The sequence below is a fragment of the Pararhodobacter aggregans genome, from assembly GCF_003075525.1.
GTDB lineage: Bacteria > Pseudomonadota > Alphaproteobacteria > Rhodobacterales > Rhodobacteraceae > Pararhodobacter > Pararhodobacter aggregans.
In genome coordinates, this window is sequence record NZ_QDDR01000002.1 from 16,674 (window position 1) to 40,462 (window position 23,789).

15 protein-coding genes are annotated in these 23,789 nt (G+C 67.7%); 7 read left to right on the plus strand and 8 right to left on the minus strand.

Annotated elements, in window-relative coordinates; genetic code table 11:
- Positions 1 to 4: 4 nt before the first annotated feature.
- Both DDE23_RS04195 and DDE23_RS04200 read left to right on the plus strand, forming a co-directional pair.
- Complete coding sequence (locus DDE23_RS04195; RefSeq protein ID WP_107750826.1) at positions 5 to 1,981, plus strand: TRAP transporter permease; 1,977 nt, start codon at positions 5 to 7, stop codon at positions 1,979 to 1,981.
- Positions 1,982 to 2,066: 85 nt separating this feature from the next.
- Entirely contained in the window at positions 2,067 to 3,056 is a 990-nt protein-coding gene (locus DDE23_RS04200; RefSeq protein ID WP_337589826.1) for a bile acid:sodium symporter family protein, read from the plus strand.
- A gap of 4 nt (positions 3,057 to 3,060) precedes the next feature.
- On the opposite strand, the gene DDE23_RS04205 is transcribed toward DDE23_RS04200, so the two are convergent.
- The 7 genes from DDE23_RS04205 to DDE23_RS04235 all read right to left on the minus strand — a co-directional run bounded on the left by DDE23_RS04205 (position 3,061) and on the right by DDE23_RS04235 (position 13,963).
- Positions 3,061 to 5,397, minus strand: coding sequence for a TRAP transporter permease (locus tag DDE23_RS04205; protein WP_238149896.1), 2,337 nt, complete (start codon positions 5,395 to 5,397; stop codon positions 3,061 to 3,063).
- 78 nt (positions 5,398 to 5,475) lie between these two features.
- Complete coding sequence (locus tag DDE23_RS04210; protein ID WP_107750825.1) at positions 5,476 to 6,528, minus strand: TAXI family TRAP transporter solute-binding subunit; 1,053 nt, start codon at positions 6,526 to 6,528, stop codon at positions 5,476 to 5,478.
- 66 nt (positions 6,529 to 6,594) lie between these two features.
- Positions 6,595 to 8,283, minus strand: a complete 1,689-nt coding sequence (locus DDE23_RS04215) for a sulfatase-like hydrolase/transferase (protein ID WP_107750824.1) — start codon at positions 8,281 to 8,283, stop codon at positions 6,595 to 6,597.
- A gap of 130 nt (positions 8,284 to 8,413) precedes the next feature.
- Positions 8,414 to 9,325, minus strand: a complete 912-nt coding sequence (locus tag DDE23_RS04220) for a LysR substrate-binding domain-containing protein (protein WP_170121789.1) — start codon at positions 9,323 to 9,325, stop codon at positions 8,414 to 8,416.
- Between the two features lie 264 nt (positions 9,326 to 9,589).
- Positions 9,590 to 10,510 (minus strand): homoserine O-acetyltransferase MetA, encoded by a 921-nt coding sequence (metA, locus tag DDE23_RS04225; RefSeq protein ID WP_107750822.1) that lies wholly within the window; start codon positions 10,508 to 10,510, stop codon positions 9,590 to 9,592.
- Between the two features lie 50 nt (positions 10,511 to 10,560).
- Positions 10,561 to 11,433, minus strand: coding sequence for an ATPase (locus tag DDE23_RS04230; RefSeq protein ID WP_107750876.1), 873 nt, complete (start codon positions 11,431 to 11,433; stop codon positions 10,561 to 10,563).
- A 40-nt stretch (positions 11,434 to 11,473) separates the two neighbouring features.
- Entirely contained in the window at positions 11,474 to 13,963 is a 2,490-nt protein-coding gene (locus tag DDE23_RS04235; protein ID WP_107750821.1) for a penicillin acylase family protein, read from the minus strand.
- Positions 13,964 to 14,061: 98 nt separating this feature from the next.
- On the opposite strand from DDE23_RS04235, the gene DDE23_RS04240 reads away from it, so the two are divergent.
- Positions 14,062 to 14,934 carry an NAD(P)-dependent oxidoreductase gene (locus DDE23_RS04240; RefSeq protein WP_107750820.1) on the plus strand — a complete coding sequence of 291 codons (873 nt, stop codon included), beginning with the start codon at positions 14,062 to 14,064 and terminating at the stop codon, positions 14,932 to 14,934.
- Complete coding sequence (gene ade / locus DDE23_RS04245; RefSeq protein WP_238149897.1) at positions 14,931 to 16,622, plus strand: adenine deaminase; 1,692 nt, start codon at positions 14,931 to 14,933, stop codon at positions 16,620 to 16,622. Before DDE23_RS04240 ends, ade begins: the two co-directional genes overlap by 4 nt.
- Positions 16,623 to 16,833: 211 nt before the next feature.
- Here the strand turns inward: ade and DDE23_RS04250 are convergent, their stop codons facing one another.
- Positions 16,834 to 17,742 (minus strand): metal ABC transporter solute-binding protein, Zn/Mn family, encoded by a 909-nt coding sequence (locus DDE23_RS04250; protein ID WP_107750819.1) that lies wholly within the window; start codon positions 17,740 to 17,742, stop codon positions 16,834 to 16,836.
- A 174-nt stretch (positions 17,743 to 17,916) separates the two neighbouring features.
- Between DDE23_RS04250 and DDE23_RS04255 the strand changes: the two genes are divergently transcribed.
- The 3 genes from DDE23_RS04255 (at position 17,917) to DDE23_RS04265 (ending at position 23,785) form a co-directional block, all read left to right on the plus strand.
- A complete protein-coding gene (locus DDE23_RS04255; protein WP_107750818.1) occupies positions 17,917 to 20,337 on the plus strand; it encodes a GcvT family protein in 2,421 nt (806 codons plus the stop codon).
- 134 nt (positions 20,338 to 20,471) lie between these two features.
- Entirely contained in the window at positions 20,472 to 21,359 is an 888-nt protein-coding gene (locus DDE23_RS04260) for a homocysteine S-methyltransferase family protein (protein WP_272947869.1), read from the plus strand.
- A gap of 8 nt (positions 21,360 to 21,367) precedes the next feature.
- Positions 21,368 to 23,785 (plus strand): GcvT family protein, encoded by a 2,418-nt coding sequence (locus DDE23_RS04265; RefSeq protein ID WP_170121788.1) that lies wholly within the window; start codon positions 21,368 to 21,370, stop codon positions 23,783 to 23,785.
- Positions 23,786 to 23,789 lie beyond the last annotated feature (4 nt).

Genomic DNA, 23,789 nt, shown 5'->3' on the forward strand with positions numbered 1-23,789 from the left:
GACCATGGCCGACACGCTGGAAGAGATCACCCGCCCGGCGCTGCCCCAGCGCCCCTCGATCCTGCGCCTCATCACCGTCATCGGTGTGGCGCTCTCGCTGTTCCAGCTCTGGGCGGCGGGGGTGCAGCCCCTGGGGCTGTTCTTCCAGCGACCCATCCATCTGGGCTTCATCCTGGTCCTGTGTTTCCTGATCCACCCGGTCTTCGGCCCCTACCGGCCGCGGGGCGCGCTGGGCTGGGCCATCGACGCGCCGCTGATCGCGGGGGGCGTGCTGGTCGGCTTCTGGGTGCCGATGAACATCGATACCATCGCCAATGCCATCTTCCCGCGTTCCATCGACGTGACGGTGGGGGTCATCACCGTGCTGCTGGTGCTGGAGGCGGCGCGGCGCGCGGTCGGGCTGGGGATGACGGTGATCGCGGCCTTTTTCCTGGCCTATGCCTTTGCCGGACGGCGCGGCGCGTTGCCCTGGGCGGGCGACTGGCTGCCGGGGATCCTGAACCACCGTGGCTATTCCTTCGACCGGGTGGCGAGCCAGATGACGCTGGGGGCGGAGGGCATCTTCGGCCTGCCGCTGGGCGTGGCGGCTACCTTCATTTTCGTCTTCGTCCTGTTCGGCGCGGTGCTGGAAGTGACCGGCGCGGGCAAATTCTTTATCGACCTCGCCTATGCCACCACCGGCCGCCAGCGGGGCGGCCCGGCCAAGGCGGCGGTCGTGGCCTCGGCCGGCATGGGCTCGATCTCGGGCTCGGCCATCGCCAATGTCGTGACGACCGGCGCCTTCACCATCCCGCTGATGAAGCGCCTCGGCTACCGCCCGGCGCAGGCGGGGGGGATCGAGGCCGCGGCCTCGACCGGCGGGCAGATCATGCCGCCGCTGATGGGGGCGGGGGCGTTCCTGATGAGCGAGTTTACCCAGGTCCCCTATATCGAGATCGTCATGGTCTCGATCTTCCCGGCGATCCTCTATTTCGGGGCGATCTACCTGCTTGTGCATATCGCCGCGGTGAAGCTGGGCATGCAGGGGATGCCGGCGAGCGAGCTGCCCCGGGTCCGCAGCGTGCTGGCCGAGGGCTGGCATTTCCTCTTGCCGCTGGTGGCGCTGGTGGCGCTGCTGGTCGCGGGCTATTCGCCGATGCGGGTCGGCTTCTACGCCACGCTGTCGATTGCCGCGGCCGCCATCGCGCGGGCGCTCTGGACCTATCTGGCCAACGGGCCGACCTGGGCCGAGATGAAGCGGCTGCTCTGGTCGGGGCTCATGCAGACCATCCAGGCGCTGGAACTCGGCGCGCGCAATGCGGTGACGGTTTCGGTCGCCTGCGCGGTGGCGGGGATCATCGTCGGCGTGGTCGGGCTGACCGGCCTCGGCCTCAAGTTCAGCGCCATGATGCTGGCGCTGAGCCAGGGCAACCTGTTGATCGCGCTGTTCCTCGTCGTCATCGCCAGCCTGATCCTGGGCATGGGCCTGCCGGTGACCGCGGCCTATATCGTGCTCATCATCCTGGTCGGCCCGGCGCTGCACAACGAATTCGGCGTGCCGCTGCTGATCGCCCATCTGGTCGTCTTCTGGTATTCGCAGGATTCGAACGTGACGCCACCCGTGGCCCTGGCAGGCTTCGCCGGTGCCGCTATCGCCGGGTCGAAACCGATGGAGACCAGCCTGCAGGCGTGGAAATTCGCCAAGGGCCTCTATCTGATCCCGCTGTTCATGGTCTACAACGAGCCGATCATCATGGGCGGCCCGGTGCCGCTGGTGCTGTGGAACGGGTTCATCGTCATCGTCGCGCTGGTGGCTTTCGCCGCGGTGCTGGAGGGGTTCCTCTGGGGGCCGATGCCGCTCTGGATGCGGCTGGCGCTGGTGCCGGCCATCGTCGGCGTCTTCTGGCCGTCGATTGCCGTCGAAGCGGTGGGCACGGCGGTGATCGTCGTTCTGCTGGCGATGAACAGACAGGCATCGCGCAGCGCGGTGACGCCTGCCTGAGCCGGGCGGCCGGTCGGGGCTTGGAGCCAGCGGCAGAGGCGCCTAGTGTGCCGCGCGACTCGCTCCGACCCCGAAAGGCCCGCCCATGCCGCTGATGTCCCGCCTGAAACGCTTCGGGATCGACCCGTATCTGATGCTGCTTTTCGCGACGGTGCTGGGCGCGGCGCTGGTGCCCGCGCATGACCGGGTGGCCGAGGTGCTGGACGGCGTGTCCTATTGGGCGGTGGCGCTGCTGTTCTTCCTCTATGGCGCCAAGCTCTCGACCGCCTCGATCATCGCCGGGGTGACCAATTGGCGGCTGCAACTGGGCGTGCTGGCCACGACCTTTCTGGTCTTCCCGCTGCTGGGGATCGGCATGGCGGCGCTGACGGCGCCGCTGCTGGGCGCGGCTTTCGCGGCGGGGCTGATCTATGTCGGCTGCTTGCCGTCGACGATCCAGAGCGCGGTGGCCTTCACGGCGCTGGCGCGCGGGAACGTGGCGGGGGCGGTCTGCGCCGCCTCGATCTCGAACCTGATCGGCGTGGTGCTGGCGCCCTTGCTGGTCTCTTTGCTGATGACCACCGGCGGGCCGGTCAGCATCAACCCCGATGCGGTCTGGAAGATCGCGCAACAGATCCTCTTGCCCTTCTTCATCGGCCAGCTGGCGCGGCCGCTGCTGATCGGCTTTCTCGACCGCTACAAATCCACCGTCACGCTCTATGACCGGGGGGTGATCCTGCTGATCGTCTACGTCGCCTTCAGCGCCGGTGTCAGTGGCGGCACCTTCGCCAGTGCCGGACCCTGGGTGCTGGCGGCGCTGGCCGGGGTGATGGCGCTGATGCTGGCGCTGGCCTTCGGCGCGACGATCCTGCTGGGCCGGGGGGCGGGGCTGGACCGCGCCGACCGGGCGACGCTGCTCTTCTGCGGCTCGACCAAGTCGCTGGCGACGGGGCTGCCGATGGCCGGGATCCTGTTCGTCGGGCAGGATGTGGCGGCGATCCTCTTGCCGCTGATGCTCTATCACCTGATCCAGCTGGTCACCTGCGCACTGATCTCGCAGCGCATGGCGGCGGCCCCCGAAGGCGCCGCCGCCTGAGGTTTCAGGCCAGCGCCGGCGCCCCGCGCCCGTGCCACCAGAGCAGCAGCGCCGTGGCGCCGATCGCGGGCAGGGCGACCATTGGCCAGCTGGTGACGATCAGCACCGCCAGCAGTAGCCTGAGCGCCATCTCGGGCAGGGACAGCGCCCGCCGGTCGAATTGCGCCAGCACGCTGCCCAGGAGGTAGAGCGCCAGCGCGATCCGGGCGCAGAGCCAGGCCAGCGTCGGCCCGTGGATGCCCCCGTCATAGCCCGGCAGCAGCGCGCCGGTGGCCGAGTTCGGGTCGATCAGCGCCGGCTGGATCAGCAGAAGTTCGGGGTAGAAGGCAAAGACGAAGGGGATCACGAACATCACGATCCCCGAGCGCACCGCCGAGATCCCGGTCATCATCGGATCGGCCTTGGTGATCGAGGCGGCGGCGAAAGCGGCGATGGCCACCGGCGGCGTGATGGCCGAGGCCACGGCGAAGTAGAAGATGAACATATGCGCCGTGAACTTGGCGATGCCGAGCCCCGCCAGCAGCGGCCCCATCAGAAGTGCCACGTTGAGATAGGCGGGCACCGTCGGCATCCCCATGCCCAAGAGGATCGCCAGCAGCATGGTCACCAGCAGCGCGGCGAACAGGAACACCCGGTTGTGGCCGATGCTGCCGCCGAAATCGGCCAGCAGATAGGTCGCATCGCGGGCGATGTAGCTGGAGAGGCCGGTCAGGTTCAGGCAGAAGTCGATGACCGAGACGGCGAGGAACATCAGGTACAGCGTGGCGACCAGCACGCCCGCTTCGGACAGGGCGGTGACCAGACGGCCGGGCTGGCGGCGGATCTCGGGGTCGATGAAGAACAGCACCATCAGCAGCGCCGCCGCCCACCAGCCGGCCGAGCCCGCATCCCCGGCCGAGTTGCGTACCAGTTCGAAGAACCAGGGCAGATGCTCGATGCGGCAATTGTTGCCGTTCCAGCTGGCCACGGTGCCGAAGAAGGCGGTGATCGGGCCGCAGCCGATGGCGTCCTTGGGCGTGATGAGCAGGAACAGGATCAGCCCGACCGGGGCGAAGATCATCACTAGATTGGCATAGTCGCGGCGGGTGAGGCGCATGTCCTCGGTCACCTCGCCCTGGGCCTGGATGCCCTGCTTGCGGGCCTGGAACACCACCGAGATGAAGAGCGCGCCGAAATAGGCCACCGCCGGGATCACCGCGGCGATGATGACCTGCGAATAGGGCACGGCGGTCATCGTCGCCAGCACGAAGGCGGCGACGCCCATCACCGGCGGCATGATCTGCCCGCCGGACGAGGCCGCGGCCTCGACCCCGCCGGCGAAGACCTTGCTGAAGCCCCGGCGCAGCATCATCGGGATGGTCAGGACGCCGGTGGACAGCACATTGACCACCGGCCCGCCCGAGATCGTGCCGAAAAGCGCCGAGGAGACGATGGCGGCATGCGCCGGTCCGCCCCGCAGGCGCCGCGTGGCGAGGAAGGCGAGCTTGATGAGGGCTTGCCCCCCGGCCGAGACCCCGAACAGGTTGCCCAGCACGATATAGGGAAAGACCGTGTTCAGAAGGATGTTCATGAACTGGCCCAGCAGCCCCTGGGCATTGTTGACCAGCACGTCCTTGACGTTGGGCCGCCCGTCCCAGAGCGTCCGCGGCTCGCCCCCCAGCAGGGTGACCAGATAGCGGTTGTGATCGGGGCCCGAGAAGTACCAGACCGCGATGGTAATCATCGTATAGGCGGTGATGGCGATGGCGACGGCGACCAGCGGCAGGCCCCAGACCCGGATGTTATAGGCCAGGAAGGTGCTGACACCGAGGCCCACCACCAGAAAGATCCAGACGCCGAGGTTCTGCACGCATTCGGGATCCTCGACCGAGGTCGGCACCGGCAGGCCCATCATCGTGGCGAATTCGACCTCGCGCTCCAGCGCCCGGGCGATGAGGCGGGCGCGTTCGCCGGTGAACTGGTCGATCAGGCAGACCGAGTCGATCTCGATCAGGTAGGAGAGGGCGACGGTGACGGCCATGACCAGCAGCGCCGCGTCCATGAAGAGGCCAAAGGCCCTGAGCCGCGCGCCCCGGTCGCGGTAATGGCGCCATTGCGAATGGCGGCCGACGACGATGACCATCATGACGATGAAGGCCAGCGGGAACAGGTATTCGTAGCTGAACCGCCGGATCGGCAGGCCCTCGATCCCGGTAACGGCATTGACCAGATCCTGCAGCCCGGGGATGGCGGGCATGCTGTTGAGCATGCCCAGACACACCAGCAGGAAGCCCAGGATCAGGGCCAGCCGCATGCCCAGATCCCGGGGCGGGGCGGCGGTTTCGTCGGTCGGGTCGGCCATCGCGCGATCCTCAAGAAGATGGGAGGCTCCCCGGCGGCGCCAGGCACCGCCGGGGCAGGGCAAGGGAGGGGCGTGCGGTTATTCGGGACGCGCGCAATCGGGCACGGTATAGCCGTGATCCTCCCAGGCGCGGATCGCGCCGGGGTGGTAGCGCAGCTGGTTGTTGCCGCAAAAGCCCGAGCGCACCGGGTCCAGATCGCCATGGTTGGCGCTGGGCGCCTGCGGCGCCGAGGCGCGCAGCTCGTCCAGTGTCTCGATATGCGCCGAGGTCAGGTCATAGGCCAGCTGTTCGTCCATGGCGGCGTTCACCACGGTGGCAAAGGCCGTGCCCATGCCACGCAGGATCCCGTCCTCCGAGCCCAGCAGATGCACGTGATCGTCATAGCCGAAGTCGGCGAAATTCCATTCGATCGGGATATTGCCCGGCACCTGGAAGATGCGCTGGAAGGCCTCGCTCTCGAAGACGTCCTGCGGCACCGAGACGATGTTCACGTCGCCCGCCGCCTGCATCAGGATGATCCGGTCCGACGGATGGTTGGTCGGAAAGACGAAGGCATCGACCGAGCCGTCGGTCATCATGGCGTTGATCTGGCCCCAATTGGCCTGAAAGCCGGTGTAATCGGGTCCGTCCTCCATCCCGGTGGCCAGCGTCACCGCCTGACGGGCATTGGTCAGCGCCGCGCCCCGGGGCGGGCCGTTGAAGACCGTGTGCCCGCGCAGATCCTCCCAGCTTTCGATACCGCTGCTGGTCAGGCTGTAGACGTTGAAGGCGCCCGCGTTGAAAGGATAGAGCGCGCGGAGCCTCGAGGCGACCTCGGCCCCGTTCTCGACCGAGGAATAGGGCCCCATGCCGCGCGACAGCATGAAGGGCAGGATCATCGGCGATTCCGAGATGTCCATGCGCCCCTCGGCCACGTCGAGGACCGTGTTGGTCAGGGTCTGGCCATCGGCCACCTGCAGGGAGGCGACGCCGCGCTGGCCCGCAACCCGGGCCAGGTGATGGGTGGTGACATGCACCATGCTGCCGGGGCTGGCGGTGGCCATGGTCAGGTTGACCTGCGCACCGGCAGCCCCCGCCGCCAGCGTGACGACCAGGGCCAGCGCCGTCGATTTCAGGAACGAATGCGTCATTCTCTCTCTCCCTTGATGGTAACCACCGCCGCACCCCTCCTCAGGCACGGTGGCGGGGTCCTGCGATCAGGTAGTGCTCTGGTTCTTCACGATGTCCTGCCAGGGCTGCGCCTTGCGGCCCCGGTATTTCACGACCCTCTCGGGGTCGGCCTCGGATTCGGCGTAGATGCCGGTCGCCACGCCCCGCCGCCCGATCTTGGCGCTGATCGCGGCCAGGTCGCGGCGCGACTTGGTGATCCGCTGGTCGCAGCGGCGGAACCAGGCGTGGAGATGGCCGTACATCTCCTCGCGGATCCCGGCGTGTTCGGGGCTGTCGCCCAGATCGTGCTGCTCCTCGGGGTCATTCTCCAGATCGAAGAGCATCGGCCGGAAGCCGCCCTCGAAATGCATCAGCTTCCAGCGCTTCGAGGCCGCCATGAAGCAGCGCGCATCCTCGACCGAGACGCCCAGCCGCCCCCTGAGCGGCGTCGCCGAATAATCGTATTCGCAGATCGCGATCTGGCGCGGCTGCTCGGTCCTCTCGCCATGCAGGATGGGCAGCAGCGAATGGCCCTCGGCGATATGGCCTATCTCCTCGGGGTCGCCCCCGGCCACGGCGTAGAAGGTCGGCACCACGTCGATCTGTTCGACCAGCGCGTCCGAAACCGTGCCCCGGGTGGCGTCGGCCTCGGGCGAGGGGTCATAGACGATCAGCGGCACCCGGGTCGAGGCGTCGAAGAAGAAGCTCTTCTCGCCCAGCCAGTGATCGCCCAGGAAATCGCCATGGTCCGAGGTCAGCACGATCATCGTGTCCGCCATCCTCCCGGTCCGCTCCAGCCAGTCGAGCAGCACGCCGATCTGGTCGTCGATCTGCTTGACGAGGCCCATATAGGCGCCCAGCACCGCCTCGCGCACCTCGGTCCGGGCGAAGGTCAGGCTCACCGGATTGGTCATCGCCGCCTTCAGCACCGGATGCGCGGCGTCGAATTCGGCCTGGGTCCGGTTCACCGGCAGGAAATCGGCGGGCCCGTACATCCCGGCATAGGGCTCGGGCGCGATATAGGGCCAATGCGGCTTGATAAGGCTCAGATGGCAGCACCAGGGCCCCTCGGCCTGCTCCATGAATTCCATGCCGCGGCGCATCATGTAGGGGGTCTCGCTGTCCTCTTCGGCGATATTGGCGGGGCGGGGGCTGTTTTCCATGAACCAGCCCGACAGCACATTGCCCTCGGCGTCGATGGCCGAATTGGCGTGGTCGTGCCAGGGGTTGTCGCCGCCATAGCCCTTGGCGCGCAGATAGGCGTTATAGGCCTGCGCCCCGTTCGGATCATAAAGCCCGTCCGGCCCCTCGGGGCGCATGCCGTCGTCGCGTTCCCAGACGTCGAAGCCGCATTCGGCCACCCGGTCGCCGATGGTCGTGCCGCGGGACAGGCCCAGACGCTCCATCCCCTCGGTATCGGCCGCCATATGCGTCTTGCCGACCAGCCAGCAGCTCATCCCCGCCTTGCGCAGATGGTCGCCCATGGTCGGCTCGCCCACCCTGAGCGGGATGTTGTTCCAGCCCGCCCCATGGCTGTTCACATAGCGCCCGGTATAAGTCGACATGCGCGAGGCGCCGCAGATCGGCGCCTGGATATAGGCCCGGTCGAAGCGCACGCCCTTGGCGGCCAGCCGGTCGATATGCGGCGTCTTCAGATGCGGATGGCCATAGCAGGACAGGTAATCCCGCCTCAGCTGGTCGAACATGATGAACAGAACGTTTTTGGCTCTCGCCATCCGCAGCGCCTCCCGTCGTCGAGGCAGCCGCCCGCCTCACGCGCCGCGCACCCCTCTCTCCCGGGGCCCAGACTGCGGCGCGGGGCGGCGTTTGGGAAATAGAAATTCCCGCCGCATCATATCAGCATCGTTATGGGTAGAGCTCGCGCGCCTTCTGGCGGAACAGATCGAACAGCGCCCGCACCATCGGCGAATGCCGCGTGCCCGAGCGATAGGTCACGCCGACCGAGCCGATCAGCTCATCGACATTGAGGTCGAGGCGGACGAATTCGCCGCTCTCCAGCTCGGGCCGGACGATGCTGAGCGACAGGCAGGCGATGCCATCCGTCAGCCGCACCATCGAGCGCGAGAATTCGTAGGACGAGGATTCCAGCAACCGCCGGAACCGCGGCCGCCCGTGCTTCATCAGGAATTTGTCGATCTCGGTCCAGATGATCGCCTTGGCCTCGGGGCCGATCACCAGATACTCGTCGATGTCTTCCAGGGTCAGGCCGCGCCGCCCGGCCAGCGGATGCCCGGCTCGGGCGCTGAAGATGATGGGTTCGGAAAAGAGCTGCTCATAGGACAGGCCGCCCAGCGCCTTGGGATCCAGCAGCCGCCCGACGGCGAAGTCGATCTCGCCTTCATGCAACCGCCCCACCGCCTCGGAATAGGAGCGCGCCTCGGTCACCACATGCACCTCGGGATAGGCCTCGACAAAGGCGCAGACCGCCTGCACGCCCAGCAGACGGGTGATGGCCGGTGCCATCGCCACCCGCACCACCTGTCGTTCGGGCACGCCCCGGGCCCGGGCGATGCCCTCGTCGATCATCGACATCGGCCCCGCCACGCTTTGATAGAAGTCGAGCCCGGCGGGCGTCAGCATCATCCCCTGCGGCGTGCGGTGAAAGAGCGGCTTGCCCAGATCCGCCTCCAGCTCGCTCAGGCTGCGCGAGAGGGCGGGCTGCACGGTATGCAGCGCCTCGGCGGCCCGCGTCATCGACTTGGTGCGGGCGATCTCCAGAAAATGCCGCAGATGGCGCAGCCTGACCCGATGATCCATGCTCCCTCCCAGCGGTTCCGCCATGCGCTTTTGCTATGCACAGACAGGGGCGGCAGTCTACAGAGCCGCGCCCCGACCGCAACCCGGCCTGTCCCATCTTTGTTCTGAAAATATCCTCGGGGGTTTCCAAAGGGGGTGGAAAACCCCCTTTGGCAGGGGGCGCGGGGGGCGGCGCCCCCCGCCACACGGCGCCGCGGAACGCGGCGCCGCTGGTCGCCCGACGAGCCCGCGGCAGCGGGGGAGGAGGGCGAAACCCCTCCCGCCTCAGGAAGTGCCGATCTCCGCCATGTCGAAGGGCGTGGTCTGGTAGATCTCGTTGATCCAATTGCCGTAAAGCAGATGCGCATGGCTGCGCCAGCGGTTGGTCGGCGGGCGGGTCGGGTCGTTCTCGGGGTAATAGTTCACCGGCACGTTGATGGTTTTGCCCGCTTCCACGTCGCGGTCGTATTCTTCCTTCAGCGTGCCCGAGTCATACTCGAAATGGTTGAAGATATAGAGCGCGCGATGGCCCGCATCCTCGACCAGCGCCGGGCCGGTTTCCGGGCTGTCGAGCAGGATCTCCAGCCCGGGGCTGGCCTTGATCTCGTCGCGTCTGAGTTCGGTCCAGCGGCTGACCGGCATCACCAGATCGTCCGAGAAGCCGCGCAGATAGGGCGAGGCCGGGGCGCAATTGCTGTGCCGGATGCAGCCGAAGGCCTTGGCGTCGAGGCTGTGTTTCGGCACGCCGTGGAAATGGTTGATCATCGCCATACCCCCCCAGCAGACGCCGAAGGTGGAATGGACGTTGGTCTGGGTCCAGTCGAAGACCTCGCAGAGCTCGTCCCAATAGGTCACCTCCTCGAAGGGCAGGTGCTCGATGGGGGCGCCGGTGATGATGAGGCCGTCGAATTTCTCGTCCTTCACCTCCTGGAAGGGTTTGTAGAACTCTTCCATGTGCTCGGCGGCGGTGTTCTTGGTCTGATGCTCGGACATGCGGATCAGGCGGAAGTCGATCTGCAGGGGCGTTGCGCCGATCAGCCGGGCGAACTGGTTCTCGGTCTGGATCTTCTTCGGCATCAGGTTGAGAAGGCCGATCTTGATCTGGCGGATGTCCTGTCGGGCGGCGCGGGTGTCCGACATGACCATGACGCCCTCGCGCGAGAGGACGTCATAGGCGGGCAGGTTGGCGGGCAGGGTGATGGGCATCGGAAAAATCCGTCGAATTTTCAGCAGAAAGGCGGCCCGGGATGTCCCGGTCAGGCCGCCTGCGAGGCGCGCTTGTCCAGTGCCGCGCCGATCAGCTCCCGGAAGTCCCCGGGAGTCTGGACGCGGGCGATCTCGTCGGCGGCGACCCTGAGCCCCCAATTGGCTGCCATCGCCGCGTAGCGGGGCTGGCGATGTGCCAGCGCGCGGGCGTAGGTCCAGCGCACGAAGGCGTCCGGGTCCACCGCCCCGGGCATTCGGCCCGTTTCGCTCAGATAGGCGTGCCAGCACTCCAGCAGGAACTCCGGCCGGTAATACATCGGCTTCGGTGCCTTGTCGAAGCGGCGGATCAGGTCGGCGGTATGCGCCTCCGACCCTTCGATCCAGACCATCAGCGCGTGGCGCGAGAGCACGCTCAGCACCGGGTCGGTGCGGCTGTCGGGGTTCACCACCTCGCAGATCGAGCCACCGGAATCGCAGACGAAATTGTCATAGCCATAAAGGTCATGCGCGCGGTCGATGAAATGCGGCGTGTCCAGCAGCGCGGCGATCTCGGCCTCGCGGTGCTGGTTCTGGCGGTGGCGGTATTCGTCGAAGGGCAGGCCCCCCAGCGCCGGATCGCCCGGTTTGCCCAGATAGGTGCTCAGCGGCGCCAGATTGTCGAAGGTGATGTTCGACGCGATGCGCACCGAATCCGACAGCAGCAATTCGCGCAACAGCGGAACCTTCATCGCCTCGCGCTTGAAATTGTCGGCGATGGCCTCGCCCATGTAGCGGGTGCCGATCCGGTAATCGATCGAGTAATGGAACCAGCCGCCGTCCCGCAGGATCGAGGAGATCCGCGTCTTGCCCAGACCCGACATGCCGAACAGCAGCACGCGTTTGCGGGCTGCATCCATCCATTCGGCGCGGGTCTCGTAGATCATCGGAGTATTCTCGGCGGCCATGGGCCTCTATATGCCCCTGTCATTGCCGGGGTTCAAGGCGGGTGATCCCGACGCCGCCCGCGCGGGCCAGATCGGGGTCCAGCGTCATCGGGATATATTCGCCCCGCCGCCACAGGACGCCGAGGTCGTCGTAATGGCGGCTGAGCGGGTGCCCGCTCTCGCCGGTCGAGATGATGAACACGCTCGCCTCGGGGTCGGCCATGTCATAGACGCCGCGATAGCCCGCGCCGTGGACGTTGAGGAACGGTTCGCGCGTGCCGGGCGGCCCGCCGGCGGTACGGCCGCGCATCAGCGTGTGATCCCCGCCCGAGGTCGATTGCCGGATGTTCACGAAATGCCGCAGGATCGGCACATCGCCCAGCACCGGATGGTCATGCGTCGCCTGATGCGCGTCGCCCCAGCGCCAGCTTTCGATGGCCGGGCCATAGGTCCGCGTGAGGTCCAGCAGCGCCGCGTCCATTGCCGTGCGGGCGATGTCGACGCAGGTTTCCACCACCGCCGATTGCACCACGTCGCACCAGACCCCGGCGCCATCGGTGTTGCGGAACACCCGTTCCAGGAATTCGGGCTCCATATGCGTGAACATGTCGACCGAGGGGCCGAGCTCGTCGCGGATCAGCCGGAATTGCAGCTCGCGCATCCAGGCGGCATAGATCAGCGGTTCGGGCAGATGCTCGGACATCTCGCCGTTCCAGTCGGCGAGGAGTTGCAGGGCCAGTTGCCGCTGCGATTCGGAGGTGCCGGGCTGGGCGGGCTCGCCCTGGAACCAGAGTTCGGCGCCGACCAGCGGCAGCAGCAGGCGTGCGGCCTGGCTGACGGTATCGAGCTGCGCCTCGATGAAGCTTTCGCGGGTATGGACCGAGCGCTGGCGCATCAGCCGCACCCAGCGCTGGATGCGTACCGTATCGCCCCAGTTGAAGCTGACATGCAGCGGGAAGGGCCGGTCGAGCGGCTTGTTGTTGGTATTGCCCAAGAGCCCGGTCTCGGGATCGACGAAACGCGGGTTCGATTCGTAGGGGAAGAACCCGTCCCAGCGCGCCGCCGGATCGGCGCCCGGGGCGGGCATCATGCCGCGCGTCGGGCTGGCGGCATCGCGCCGGGGCATGCGGCCGATCATCTGCATGGCGATATGCTCGCGGTCGATCAGCGTCAGGTTCTGCGCCGGGGCGACGTATCGCTCCATCGTGGCGATGGCCTCGTCCACATTCTGCGCCCGCATCAGCCCGATGGCCGCGCTCAACGAGGTGTCGTCGCCCGCCAGCGCCGTCCAGGACAGCGCCGCGACATGGCCGGGAGGCGTGACCGCGGCCAGCGAGTAATGCGTACCGGGCAGGATCGGGCCGTTTTCCGACCAGCGCAGGGTGATGGTCACCGGGTCGCTGTCGGCCACGGTGATGATCGAGCGCCGGGTCTCGAACGCCGTCCAGCCGTCCGGCGTGCGGTATTCCTGCGGGTTCTCGGGGTTCAATTCCTCAAGGAACAGGTCCTGATCGTCCAGATAGGCGGTGGTCAGGCCCCAGCCCAGGGCCTCGGACCGGCCGACCAGCACCACCGGGATCCCGGGGATCGTGCCGCCGGTGACCGCGCCCGAGGTCAGGTCCAGTCGCGCCAGATACCAGATCGACGGCGCGGCGAAGGGCAGGTGCGGGTCATTGGCCAAAAGCGTCCCGCCGTTGGCCGATCTGAGCACCCCCGCCGCCCAGGCGTTCGAGGCGCCCGCCATCTCGATGGAATTGAAGGGCGAAAGCGCCTCGCCCGGGGCCTCTCCGGGGACCGAGGGGGCCATGGCCAGCTGCGTATCGGTGAGGCCCGGGAAGAGGCTGGCGAAATCGGGCAGCGCCGCCATCCCGGCCGAGGGATCGCCGGGCATCAGATCGACCGTCCGCTCCTCGCCGATCAGCGCGGAAAGGCGGGCGCGGCGGACCTCGTTCTCCAGATGGCCGGACAGCTGCACCGCCATCAGCTTGACGATGGCGATGGAATCCGCGGGCTGCCAGAGGCCGATCTCACCGGGGAACAGGAAATATTCCGGCGCGCCGCGGCCCAGCGCGCGCTCGTTCACCAGGTTGATCCAGGCATTGACGCCGCGGGCATAGGCATCGAGCGCATTCAGCGTGTCGTTGTCCTGCACCGCCACCGATTCCTGCGCCAGCGTGTAAAGGTCGAGGCGCCGCATCAGCTCGTCGGTCCTGACCGTCCGCTCGCCGAAGACCTCGCTCAGGCGCCCCTGCACGGTGCGGCGCAGGATGGTCATCTGCCAGAGCCGGTCCTGGGCATGGGCAAAGCCCAGGCCAAAGAACACATCCGCATCCGTCGGGCCGAAAACATGCGGCACCGCCCAGGTGTTCCGCGCGATCTCGACCGTGCCCGAGACGCCGCGCACCTGCCAGGTGGCGTCATAATCGGGCAGCGAGCGCGACAGGAAATAATAGACGCCGACGACGACCACGACCGACAGGACCACCAGCGCCGTGGCGATCCGCAGAAGCCAGCGGAAGAGGGTGAGCATGGCGGGGAGCCTCGTCGTGTTGACCTCGGATGCAGGTTCGTTTCCTATGACCTCGGGCGCGCAAGCGCAATTCAAACCAGCGGCAGCGAGGGGACGACATGGCCAAGGTGGCATTTCTGGGCTTGGGGGTCATGGGCGCCCCGATGGCGGGACATCTGGTCAAGGCGGGGCATGAGGTGACCGTCTACAACCGCACCTTCGCCAAGGCCGAGGCCTGGGTCGCGACCCATGGCGGCCGGGCCGCCAAGACCCCGCGCGAGGCGGCCGGGGGCCAGGATTTCGTCATGGCCTGCGTCGGCAACGACGCCGATCTGGCCGGGGTCTGCCGGGGCGACGACGGCGCCTTTGCCGGCATGGGCAAGGGCGCGATCTTCGTTGATCACACCACCGTCTCCTCGGGCATCACCCTGGCCCTGTCGGCCGAGGCCGCCGCGCTGGGGCTGGGCTTTGTCGATGCGCCGGTTTCGGGCGGGCAGGCGGGGGCCGAGAACGGGGTCCTCTCGATCATGTGCGGCGGGACCGAGGCCGATTACACCGCCGCCGAGCCGGTGATGCAGGCCTACGGCCGTACGGTGAAGCGGCTGGGCGAGTCGGGCGCGGGCCAGATCGCCAAGATGATGAACCAGATCTGCATCGCCGGGCTGGTGCAGGGCCTCTCCGAAGCGTTGCGCTTTGGCGAGAAGGCCGGGATGGACGGCAAGGCGGTGGTCGAGGTCATCTCGGGCGGCGCGGCGGGGTCCTGGCAGATGAACAACCGCCATGCGACGATGCTGGACGGCAAATTCGACTACGGCTTCGCGGTGGACTGGATGCGCAAGGATCTGGGCATCTGCCTGCAGACCGCCGATGAAATCGGCGCGCCGCTGCCGATGACCGCGCTCGTCGACCAGTTCTACAAGGACGTGCAGCAGATGGGCGGCGGGCGCTGGGACACGTCCTCGCTGATCGAGCGGCTGCGGAGGCTCTCGTGAGCCTGGAGACCCGCATCGCCCAGGGCAGGGGGGACGAACCCGCCGACCTCGTGCTGAAGGGCGGCGTTGTCTGGGACATGGTGACGGGGGCGAAGATCCCCGGCGACGTCGCCATCTGCGGTGACCGGATCGTCGGCATCGGCGCGGAATACACGGGCAAGCGCGAGGTCGATGTGACCGGCAAGCTGCTGGTCCCCGGCTTCATCGACACGCATCTGCATATCGAAAGCTCCTGCATCACCCCCTATGAATTCGACCGCTGCGTGCTGCCGCGCGGCGTGACGACGGCGATCTGCGACCCGCACGAGATCGCCAATGTCTGCGGTCTGACCGGCATCCGCTATTTTCTGGAGGCCTCGGCGCGCACGGTCATGGACATCCGCGTGAACCTGTCCTCCTGCGTGCCGTCGACGCATATGGAGACCTCGGGCGCGGTGCTGGAAGCCGCGGATCTGGCGCCGCTGGCCGACCACCCCCGGGTCATCGGCCTCGCGGAATTCATGAACTACCCGGGCGTGATCCACCGCGATCCGGGCTGCATGGCGAAGCTCAGGGCCTTCGAGGGGCGGCATATCGACGGCCATTCGCCCTTGCTGCGCGGCAAGGACCTGAACGCCTATATTTCGGCGGGCATCCGGACGGAGCATGAGAGCACCTCGGCCGCGGAAGCCACCGAGAAGCTGCAGAAGGGCATGCGGGTGCTGATCCGCGAGGGCTCCGTCAGCAAGGATCTCGAAGCGCTGGCCGAGATCCTGACCCCGGTGACCTCGGCCTATCTGTGCCTCTGCACCGACGACCGGAACCCGCTGGATATCGCCGAACACGGCCACCTCGACTACATGATCCGCCGCCTGATCGAGAAGGGCTGCGATCCGCTCTCGGTTTACCGCGCGGCGTCGCTCAGCGCTGCCGAGGCCTTCGGGCTGAAGGACCGCGGCCAGATCGCCCCGGGCAAGCGCGCCGATATCGTCGTGCTGGACGACCCGGCCCAATGCCGCGCCGAGATGGTGTTCTGCGGCGGCGTTCTGGCCTCGGACGAGGCCTTCGCCGCCCGGGAGATCATCGCGCCGGTGGCCCGCGCCTCGGTCCACGTCCCGCCCCTGAGCGTCGAAAGCTTCCGCTACGCCTCGAACAACCCCGAGACGCCGGTGATCGGGATCTGGCCCGGCAAGATCCTGACCGAACACCTGCGGCTGACGGTGCCGGCGACGGATGGCGACAAGCGGCCCGATCCCTCGCAGGACCTGGCCCGGATCACGGTGATCGAGCGGCACGGCAAGAACGGCAACATCGCCAACGGCTTCGTGCGGGGCTTCGCCCTGAAACGCGGCGCGATTGCCTCGACCGTCTGCCACGACCACCACAACATCGCCGTGGTGGGGGCCGACTACGCCGACATGAAGCTGGCGGCCGAACGGCTGGGCCAGATCGAGGGCGGGTTCGTCGTGGTCGAGGGCGGGAAGGTGCTGGCGGAACTGGCCCTGCCGGTGGCAGGGCTGATGTCGCTGGAACCCTTCGAGCACGTCCGCGACCGGCTGGTCGAGCTGCGCCAGGCCGCGCGGTCGCTGGGGGTCGAGCTGGAGGAGCCCTTCCTGCAACTCGCCTTCGTGGCGCTGCCGGTGATCCCGCATCTGAAGATCACCGATTTCGGCCTGGTCGATGTGGACCGGTTCGAGGTGATCGGCTGACGGAGCCCGCGGCGCGGGGCCCCATTGAGGGCCCCCGCGCCGCGCGGGGGGCCGTCTGCCCCCCGCCGGGCTCGTGCCGAGCCCGCCCCCCGAGGATATTTGCAGAACAAAGAAGGGCATCTTCGTTCCTCAACTATCCACGGGGTTTCCAAAGGGGGGCGTGCCCCCCTTTGGGCAGGGGGTCCGGGGGACGGCAGTCCCCCGGTTTGGCCTACGGCAATACCTCGCCCGGCACGGGCGGCACATTGCCCCCCAGCGCCTCGGTGATGGTCGTCACATTGGCCACGATCATCCCGGGCCAGGTCTCGGCCCCCGATCCCGCCTCGCCCAGGGCGTCGGAATAGAGCGAGCCGCCGATTTCGAGCCTGTGGCCTTTTGAAGCCGCCGCCTCGACCAGGGCGCGGACGGCGCGGGGGTTGAGCGTGGTCTCGATGAAGGCTGCGGGCACCTGCCGGGCGGCGGCGAGGTCGGCGGTGGCGTCGATGTCGGCGATGGAGGGTTCGCTTTCCGTGGAAATCCCCTGGATCGCCGCATTCTCCAGCCCGTAGCGGTGCGAGAAATACTGGAAGGCGTCATGCGCGGTCAGCAGGATCCGCTGTTCGGCCGGGATCGAATCCAGCGCCTCGGCCGCCCAGGAATCGAGCGCCGCCGCCCGCGCCATCTCGGCGTCGCGGCCCCGGGCGATGCTGTCGGCGCACTCGGGTGCCATCGCGGTCAGCACCTCGGCCAGCGCCGGAAAGGTCGTGGCCCAGAGCGCGGGGTCCATCCAGATATGCGGATCGGGCGCCTCGCCATGGGTGAGGAGCCTGTCCTCCGGGACGCTGGCGCCCAGAACCGCCGCGCCGACCCGTTCCAGCACCGAGCCGAGCCGCCCCTCCAGCCCCAGCCCCAGCGCGACGATCCGGTCGGCCTCGCGCAATCTGGCGATGTCGGAGGGCCGCGCCTGATAGAGATGCGGGTCGAGGCCGGGGCCGATCAGCACCTCGACCCGGACGCAGTCGCCCGCCATCCGCTGCGCCGGGTCACCGATCATGCCGATCGTCGCCAGCAGCACTGGCTGCGCCGCCGCGGGGGTGGCGAGGCCGAGGGCAAGGGTGAGGGCAGCAAGGCCAGTGCGCATGGGATTCTCCGTTGATGTCGAGGAGAATGTAGTCGAGGCTACATTCTGTGTCAACGTCTACAAATGAGCCGCGCTCCCTCCGCCTGATCGGAGAATCCGATCAATTCGGCTCAGAGAGGCGAATTGCTCTGGGCCCGCCGCTGCGCTCAAATGGAGGGCAAGCGGAGGCGGGTCATGGTCGAAACAGCGCGTGTGGTCATCATCGGGGGCGGGGCGGTCGGGGCCTCGGCGCTCTACCATCTGGCGCTCAGGGGCTGGACCGATTGTCTGCTTCTGGAACGCAACGAGCTGACCGCGGGCTCGACCTGGCACGCGGCGGGCAATGTGCCGACCTTCTCGTCCTCCTGGTCGATCATGAACATGCAGCGCTATTCGGCGGGGCTTTACCGGGGCCTCGGCGCGGCGGTCGATTACCCGATGAACTACCACGTCACCGGCTCCGTGCGCCTCGGTCACAGCGACGAGCGGATGCGCGAATTCCAGAAGGTGGTCGGCATGGGTCGCACCCAGGGGATGGATCTGGAGACGCTTTCGCCCGGTGAGATCCGCGCCAAATACCCGTTCCTGGAACTCCATGACCTCAAGGGCGCGCTCTACGATCCCTATGACGGCGATATCGACCCGGCGCAGCTGACCCAGGCGCTGGCCGCGGGCGCCCGCCAGCTGGGCGCGCGGATCGAGCGGTTCCGGCCGGTCACCGGCGCCCGGCGCGAGCAGGGCGAATGGGTGCTGGAGACGCCGAAGGGCGAGGTGCGCTGCGAATTCGTGGTGAACGCGGGCGGCTATTACGCCGGGCGCGTCGGCGCGATGTTCGGCCGCCGCGTGCCGATGATGGTGATGAGCCACCAGTACCTGCTGTTCGACACGATCCCCGAGCTGGAGCAATGGACGAAGGAAAGCGGCCGCAAGCTGCCGCTTCTGCGCGATGTCGACAGTTCCTATTACCTCCGGCAGGAGAAGATGGGCTTCAACCTCGGCCCCTACGAGAACCCTTGCCGGGCCCATTGGGCCAGTCCCGACGACCCGATGCCCGAGGATTTCAGCTTCCAGCTCTATCCCGACGATCTGGAGCGGCTGGAATGGCATATCAACGACGCTATGGCCCGGGTGCCGCTCCTGGAAAAGGCCAACCTCCAGAAGGTCATCAACGGCCCGATCCCCTACACGCCCGATGGCAATCCCCTGATCGGCCCGATGCCGGGCGTGCCCAATGCGTTTGAGGCCTGCGTCTTCACCTTCGGCATCTGCCAGGCGGGCGGTGCGGGCAAGGTGTTGGCCGAATGGGTGACCGAGGGCGGCACGGAATGGGACATGTGGTCCTGCGACCCGCGCCGCTTCACCGGCTGGGAGGATTCCGACTATTGTGTCGCCAAGGGGATGGAGGTCTATGGCCACGAATACGCCATCCATTTCCCGATGGCGCGCTGGCCCGCTGCGTCCGACCGCAAGCTCTCGCCGGTCCATGACCGGCTGAAGGCGCTGGGCGCGCAATTCGCCCCCTACAACGGCTGGGAACGGGCGGAATATTTCGCGCAGCCCGGCGATGACACGTCGTGGCAGGCGACGCAGACCTTCCGCCGCGACGGCCCCTGGCAGGCGCGCATCCGGGCGGAATGCGAGGCGGTGCGCGACGGTTGCGGCGTACTGGACCTGCCCGGCTTCACCCGGCTCCGGCTCGCCGGTCCCGGGGCGCGGGCGCATCTCGACAGTCTCACCGCCTCGCGCATTCCGGCGCCGGGGCGCACCGGCCTCCTCTATTTCGCCGACGACCGCGGGCGGATCGTCACCGAAATGACGGCGCTGCCCTTCAGCGACGAGGATATCGGCGTGATCACGGCGGCCGTGGCGCAAAGCCACGACGCGGATCTCTTGCGCCGGAACCTGCCCGAGGGCGTGGTGCTGGAAGACTGGTCCGACAAGATCCATTGCTTCATCGTCACCGGCCCGACAGCGCGCGAGATCCTCGCCCCGATCACCCAAGGCGACCTGTCGCTGCCCTGGCTCTCGGTCCAGTATCAGGCGAAGGTCGCGGGCAAGGACGTGGCGCTGATCCGCGTCTCCTTCGCCGGAGAACTGGGGTGGGAGGTGCATTGCGACCGCGCCGATGCGCCCACGATCTACGACGCGATCCTCGCGCAAGGGGCGGTGCCCTTCGGCATGAAGGCCCTGAATTCGCTCAGGATCGAGAAGGGCTACCGGGCCTGGAAGGGCGACCTCTCCACCGATTATTCGCTGCTGGAGGGCGGGCTCGACCGCTTCATCGACTGGTCGAAGGACTTCCCCGGCAAGCCCGCGCTGGAACGCGAGCGCCAGCAGGGCCCGGCCAAAGCCTTCACCATGCTCACCGTCGACGCCCCCGATTTCGACCCGCCCTACATGGCCAATGTCTGGGCCGGCGACCGGATCGTCGGCGAGGTCACCTCGGCCGCCTGGGGCTACCGGACCGGCGCCTGCGTGGCGCTGGCCACCCTGCGCCGCGAATACATCGCCCCCGGCACCGCCCTTGAGGTCGAAATCTACGGCAGCCGCTACAAGGCGCGGGTAGAAGGGGCGGGTCCGCTCTGGGACGCGTCGAATGAAAGGCTCCGCTCATGATCACTTTGCCCGAAATACGCACGGGGGTTTCCAAAGGGGGAGTGTACTCCCCCTTTGGCGAGGGGGGCCCGGGGGGGCGAGCAGCCCCCCCGTCTTCCGATGACTCAGGGCGAGCAGCCCCCCCGCCTTCCGAGATTACCCTCCTCGACGGCGGCATGGGCCAGGAACTGATCCACCGCGCCGGCGACCAGCCGACGCCGCTCTGGGCCACGCGGGTCATGATCGACCATCCGGGCATGGTGCAGGCCGTGCATGACGATTACTTCGCCGCCGGTGCCAGCCTCGCCACCACCAACACCTACGCCCTGCACCACGACCGGTTCCTGAAATTCGGCCTCGACCACCGCTTCCTCGACTTCTACGAGGCCGCGCTGTCCGAGGCCGAAGCGGCCCGCGCCAAGGCAGCCAGGGGCCTGCTTGCCGGTTCCATGGGCCCGCTCGTCGCCTCCTACCGGCCGGAAACCCTGCCGCCGCACCCCGAGGCCGTGGCGAAATACGCCGAGGTGGCGGCCATCATGGCGCCCCGCGTGGACCTGTTGATCGGGGAAACCGTGGCGTCCCTCGACCATGCCCGGTCGCTGATCGAGGGCGCAAAGCAAGGCGCGCCGGACACACCGCTCTGGCTGTCGGTGACGGTCGAGGATCGCGACGGGACCCTCCTGCGCTCGGGCGAAAACCTCGCCGACCTCGCGCCGCTGCTCAAGGGCGTGGACGCGGTGCTGGCCAATTGCTCGGCGCCCGAGGCGATGGATCAGGCTATGCCGCTGCTCAGATCCTTCGGCAAGCCCTTCGGCGCCTATGCCAACGGCTTCCAGCAGATCACCTCGGATTTCCTCAAGGACAATGCCACGGTCGACGCGCTGAGCAACCGCCCGGAACTGACCCCCGAACGCTATGCCGATTTCGCCATGGGCTGGGTCGGGCAGGGCGCCACGCTGGTCGGCGGCTGCTGCGAGACGGGGCCCGCCCATATCGCCGAACTCGCCCGCCGCTTACGTGCGGCCGGCCACCCAATCCGCTGAGGTCCCAGATGCTGCCCAGCCACGCGCGCGTTGTCATCATCGGGGGCGGGGTCTCCGGCTGCTCGGTTGCCTATCATCTGGCCAAGGCCGGATGGACCGACATCGTGCTTCTGGAGCGTAAGCAACTGACCAGCGGCACCACCTGGCACGCGGCGGGGCTGATCGGCCAGCTGCGCGGCTCGCGCAACATGACCCGGCTCGCGCGCTATTCGGCGGATCTTTACGTGAAGCTGGAAGCCGAAACCGGGATCGCCACGGGGATGCGCCAGACCGGCTCCATCTCCGTGGCGCTGACCGAGGCGCGGCGGGAGGAACTCTATCGTCAGGCGGCGCTGGCCCGGGCCTTCGACGTGGACGTGACCGAGATCAGCCCCTCCGAGGTCAAGGCGATGTACCCGCATCTGAACGTGGGCGACGTGGTGGGGGCGGTGCATCTGCCCCTGGACGGCCAATGCGACCCGGCGAACATCGCCATGGCGCTGGCCAAGGGTGCGCGGATGCGCGGCGCGCAGATCCATGAGGGCGTCAAGGTCACGCGCGTGCTGGACGACGGTGCCCGGGTCACGGGCGTCGCCTATGAGGGGCCGGAGGGCCCCGGCACCATCGCCTGCGAGCATGTGGTGAATTGCGGCGGCATGTGGGGCCGGGATCTGGCCGCGCAATCGGGCGTCACGCTGCCCCTGCACGCGGCGGAACATTTCTATCTGGTGACCGAACCGATCGAGGGGCTAGGCCGGCTGCCCGTCCTGCGCGTCCCCGACGAATGCGCCTATTACAAGGAGGACGCCGGCAAGATGATGCTCGGCGCCTTCGAACCCAAGGCCAAGCCCTGGGGCATGGGCGGCATCCCCGAGGATTTCTGCTTCGACAGCCTGCCCGAGGATTTCGAGCATTTCGAGCCGATCCTGGCGCAGGCCATGAACCGGATGCCGCTGTTCCAGAATGCCGGTATCCACACCTTCTTCAACGGGCCCGAGAGTTTCACCCCCGATGACCGCTATTACCTGGGCCCCGCGCCTGAGCTAGGGAATTACTGGGTCGCGGCGGGGTATAATTCCGTAGGCATCGTCTCCTCGGGCGGCGCGGGCATGGCGCTGGCCGCCTGGATGACCGAGGGCGAGGCGCCTTTTGACCTCTGGGAGGTCGATATCCGCCGCGCCCAGCCCTTCCAGAAGAACCGCCGCTATCTGAGGGAGCGGGTGACGGAGACGCTGGGCCTGCTTTACGCCGATCACTTTCCGTTCCGGCAGGTGGTCACCTCGCGGGGCGTCCGCCGCTCGCCCCTGCACGAGGCGCTGAAGGCGCGGGGCGCGGTGTTCGGGGAAGTTGCGGGTTGGGAACGCGCGAACTGGTTCGCCGCCCCGGGGCAAGAGCGCGAATACCGCTATGCCTGGGGGCGGCAGAACTGGTTCGGGAACCAGAGGGCCGAGCATCTGGCCGTCCGCAACGCCGTGGGTCTGTTCGACATGACCTCGTTCGGCAAGATACGGGTCGAGGGGCGGGATGCCTGCGCCTTCCTGCAACGCGTCTGCGCCAACGACATGGACGTGGCGCCGGGGCGGATCGTCTACACGCAGATGCTGAACGCGCGGGGCGGGATCGAGAGCGATCTGACGGTGACGCGGCTCACGGACACCGCCTTCCTGCTGGTGGTGCCGGGGGCGACGCTGCAACGGGATCTGGCCTGGCTCAGGCGGCATCTGGGTGAGGCTTTCGCAGTGGTGACGGATGTCACGGCGGGCGAGGCGGTGCTGTGCCTGATGGGGCCCAAGGCGCGTGAGGCGCTGGCCGGGATCACGCCCGCCGCGCTCGATAACGCGGCTTTCCCCTATGGCACGGCGCAGGAGATCGAGCTGGGCATGGGCCTCGGCCGCGCGCATCGGGTTTCCTATGTGGGCGAGCTGGGCTGGGAGCTTTATGTGCCAACCGATCAGGCGGCGCATGTCTTCGAAAGCCTGATGGAGGCCGCGCCCGGGATCACCCTCTGCGGGCTGCACGCGCTGGACAGCTGTCGGATCGAGAAGGGCTTCCGCCACTGGGGCCATGACATCACCGACGAGGATCATGTGCTGGAAGCGGGCCTCGGCTTTGCGGTGAAGCCCGAAAAGGGCGATTTCATCGGCCGCGACGCGGTCCTTCGCAAGCGCGAGGCGGGGCTTGAGCGGCGGATGGTCCAGTTCCTGCTGCAGGACCCCGAAGCCATGGCCTGGCACAACGAGCCGATCTGGTGCGATGGCGCGATCGTCGGCACCGTCACCTCGGGCAATTACGGCCATAGCCTCGGGGGCTCCGTGGCGATGGGCTATGTGCCGGTGGAAGGCGGTTTCGACGGCGTGTTCGAGATCGACGTGGCGGGGCGGCGGGTGCCTGCCCGGGCCTCGCTGAGCCCGATGTATGACCCGAAGGCGTTGCGCGTTCGGATGTGACGAA

Coding starts and splice junctions, on each gene's coding strand:
- DDE23_RS04195 (WP_107750826.1), top strand. CDS start 5: ATGGCCGACACGCTGGAAGAGATCACCCGCCCGGCGCTGCCCCAGCGC.
- DDE23_RS04200 (WP_337589826.1), top strand. CDS start 2,067: ATGCCGCTGATGTCCCGCCTGAAACGCTTCGGGATCGACCCGTATCTG.
- DDE23_RS04205 (WP_238149896.1), bottom strand. CDS start 5,397: ATGGCCGACCCGACCGACGAAACCGCCGCCCCGCCCCGGGATCTGGGC.
- DDE23_RS04210 (WP_107750825.1), bottom strand. CDS start 6,528: ATGACGCATTCGTTCCTGAAATCGACGGCGCTGGCCCTGGTCGTCACG.
- DDE23_RS04215 (WP_107750824.1), bottom strand. CDS start 8,283: ATGGCGAGAGCCAAAAACGTTCTGTTCATCATGTTCGACCAGCTGAGG.
- DDE23_RS04220 (WP_170121789.1), bottom strand. CDS start 9,325: ATGGATCATCGGGTCAGGCTGCGCCATCTGCGGCATTTTCTGGAGATC.
- metA (WP_107750822.1), bottom strand. CDS start 10,510: ATGCCCATCACCCTGCCCGCCAACCTGCCCGCCTATGACGTCCTCTCG.
- DDE23_RS04230 (WP_107750876.1), bottom strand. CDS start 11,433: ATGATCTACGAGACCCGCGCCGAATGGATGGATGCAGCCCGCAAACGC.
- DDE23_RS04235 (WP_107750821.1), bottom strand. CDS start 13,963: ATGCTCACCCTCTTCCGCTGGCTTCTGCGGATCGCCACGGCGCTGGTG.
- DDE23_RS04240 (WP_107750820.1), top strand. CDS start 14,062: ATGGCCAAGGTGGCATTTCTGGGCTTGGGGGTCATGGGCGCCCCGATG.
- DDE23_RS04250 (WP_107750819.1), bottom strand. CDS start 17,742: ATGCGCACTGGCCTTGCTGCCCTCACCCTTGCCCTCGGCCTCGCCACC.
- DDE23_RS04255 (WP_107750818.1), top strand. CDS start 17,917: ATGGTCGAAACAGCGCGTGTGGTCATCATCGGGGGCGGGGCGGTCGGG.
- DDE23_RS04265 (WP_170121788.1), top strand. CDS start 21,368: ATGCTGCCCAGCCACGCGCGCGTTGTCATCATCGGGGGCGGGGTCTCC.